A 2,893-nucleotide genomic window follows, 5' to 3' on the forward strand; every position below is an offset into this window, starting at 1 on the left:
GACCCGATGACCTACATCGCCAAGGGCGCGGGCGCGGGCCTGTCGAAGATCGGCGACATCACCAAGGGCCTGCGCGGGGTCGGCGCCATCGATATCCCCGCACTGCCGGAGAACGCGCTCACCCTGCCCGAGGGCAGTGTGCGGCTCCCGGGCGGCACGGTGCAGCTGCCGGAGGGGGCGACGCTCCCGGAGGGCGCGACGCGGCTCCCGGACGGCACGGTGCGTGTGCCGGATGATGTGCCGGTCCTGCCGGAGGGCACGACGAGGCTGCCCACGGAGGACGGCGCCCCGGCCCGGTACTACGACCCGGACGGCAATCTGCTGGACGAGCGCGGCAATGTGCTGCAGCAGTCCGCCGACGGCCCCGGCGACGTCGTCGACCAGCCGGACTCCCCGGACCGTCCGACCTCCGGTGCGGACAACCCCCGGGTGGACTCCCCGGACCGGCAGCCGGCCCTGGTCGGCGCGGGCACGCACACCGCGGAACAGGCCGGCCAGCACGTACGCCTGGGCGACAGCCTCGACACCACCCTGGGCGACATCGGCCGGGTCACGGACAACCCGGCCACCACCCCGGCCGTTCACGCCGGAGGCGACGTACCGCCGCTGCATGCCGGTGCTGACGTCCCGTCCGCGAGTGCGGTGGGCGACCACATGCCGGCCGGCCGGTCGGCGGACAACGCACCGGGAGGCCACGCGGACGACCTCGGCCACGGCCCTGCCGCGAGCCACGAACCGCCGTCCGGCACCGGCGGAAGCCACGGCGACGCCGGGGAGAGCTCGAGGGCCGGCGACGCCGCTTCGGGTCATGGCGACGGACTCGCTGCGTTCGGCGACGGCGGCGGCGAAGCCGGTGGCCGGCATGGCGGAGGCGGGGACAACGCCTCCGATGGGCATCATGCCGACGGACCGGCAGACGTGGGGGACACGAGCCCTCCTCGCGGGAACGAGCCGTTGCCGGAATTGACGCCGGAAGAGAAGGCGGCACATTGGGACCACCTCGATGAAGTCGAGCAACGGAGCCCTGAGGACTTCGATCAGCTGCAACGTGATCCGGACAAGAACGGCGGAATATCCGAGCCTTCGAAGGACGAGGCACGAGTCGGCCTGGACCTGAGAGAGCAAGGCCGCCTCCCCGATGACATCCAGCGCCCCACCGTGGCGGATCGAGGCGAGTTCTACTCGCCCAGCACGGGGCGTTACTATGACATCAAGGGAGTGCATTCGGACTGGCCCCCCTTCAATAATGTGCGGGACAAGTCTCAGCCTTTCCGCGGCGCCTACGACCCGGCAAACAATGCTCGCTGGGTGAGCAAGCTTTCGGAGCAGATCGTCGGGAAGCAGCGCACCGTGATTCTGGACGTCAGAAACGCTAATCAGGCGGCGATTGACGACATCAAGTCCATCGTCGAGAAGAACGGTTGGGAAGACAATGTCATCTGGTACCCCTAGGGGGTGGACTCCGGTTCGGTTCCCTGCGGACCATGTCGCAGCCGAGCGCCTGCGTGAGTGGATCGCAGCCGGCCAGGGGGGACTGGATGCCGTGGGTCTGGATCTCACCGGGGCGGATCTCTCGCGGGGTGACTTCTCGGAGTCCTGGTTCACGGATGCCACGTTGAGAGACGTCACACTGGTCGATGCCGAGTTGTACAGGTCCGACGCTCAAGGAGCCGACTTCAGCAACTCTGACCTGACCGGTGCCTCTCTCGTGCGGACGAACCTCGACGACGCGATTCTGCGGGGTGCCACCCTCGACCGCGCCAACCTGGTCAAAGCCTCCTTGTACGGTGTCGATGCAGTTGGTGCCAGCTGCAGAGGTACAGAGTTCATGGGCGCGTCTCTCCTGCAGGTGGATCTCCGATCCGCGGATCTGCGTGACGCCGTGTTCGACGAGAACTCCTTCCAGGTGACTCTCGACGACGAGACCCGACTGGAAGGCGCAACCGGGTCTGTTCTGGGCCCGGCCGTGGTGAAGGAGAAGGGTGGCTCCCAGGAGTTGTCCGGCTCGACGCTGCAGAAATGGCTCCAGGACCGCGGCGCGAGTATCGAAGTACTGACGCGATAGGGCCCAACCTCGAATCCGGTCCGATCGCAGTGCGGCGCATCGACATCGACGACCCCGAAGTCGACATGGAGGCGGCCGACCCGCACATGGCGCAGGGACGCGTGAGCGTCTGCATCCCGAGTCACCGGTCGGGCCGGGTCCGCAGATCACGGGGGCAGATCCGACGGGGCGATTTCCTGCCCCTGCCGTTGACAGGACTGCACAGCCAGGCGACCGACTTCGGCGGGGCTGTGGGATACGGGGTCGACGAACCAGTCGTCACGGACGGCCGCGGCCCCGACTTCGCAACCGACTGCGACCGTCTTGCCCACGGGGTGACGAGTGCAGGTGCGCCCGTTCGACGGACAAGGTGCTTCGTCCCAGCGGTCGGCGTCGGACCTGCCGGCTCACCTGACCGCGCGCGGCTGGTCGCCCGCACGTGACATCGGGGAGCGGGCGAGAGAGCTCGTCGGGGTGCGTGTGAGGGACGCAGCCAAGTCGGTCGACTGTGTGGCGGGGTTCCCTCGAACATGTGGTGCTTCTGTGAGTGCCCGAGACCCCCGATTCCCACCGCGCCGGCCGCGTTGATAGAGATGGCGCAGAGACTTCGGGCTGCCATGCGCGGTGGCCCGACGGCCCGTACCGGGGGAGGCGAGTCGGCACGATGAAGTTCGACATGGGTGCGCAGACGCTGTCGTCGTTGCAGCGGGACACGCGTGGTTCGACGGACGATCTGGGTGGTCTGGTCCGGCAGTTGGTGGCGGCGGCGCAACCGCTGGAGGGGAAGTTCAACGGTTCGGGCCGGGTGATGTTCGACCAGTTCAAGGCGCGGGCGGACCGGATCGCGTC

Annotated in this window: 1 protein-coding gene and 2 pseudogenes; all 3 read left to right on the top strand. The window is 68.4% G+C overall.

The window, feature by feature from the left end; translation table 11 throughout:
- A pseudogene (locus Q5694_RS34715) lies at positions 1-1,452 on the top strand (hypothetical protein); the annotation flags it as partial.
- 91 nt (positions 1,453-1,543) lie between these two features.
- Positions 1,544-2,065, top strand: a complete 522-nt coding sequence (locus Q5694_RS34720) for a pentapeptide repeat-containing protein (protein ID WP_333937509.1) — start codon at positions 1,544-1,546, stop codon at positions 2,063-2,065.
- A gap of 643 nt (positions 2,066-2,708) precedes the next feature.
- Positions 2,709-2,893, top strand: a pseudogene (locus Q5694_RS34725) (hypothetical protein); the annotation flags it as partial.

It is taken from the genome of Streptomyces sp. AHA2 (assembly GCF_036857595.1).
Classification (GTDB): domain Bacteria; phylum Actinomycetota; class Actinomycetes; order Streptomycetales; family Streptomycetaceae; genus Streptomyces.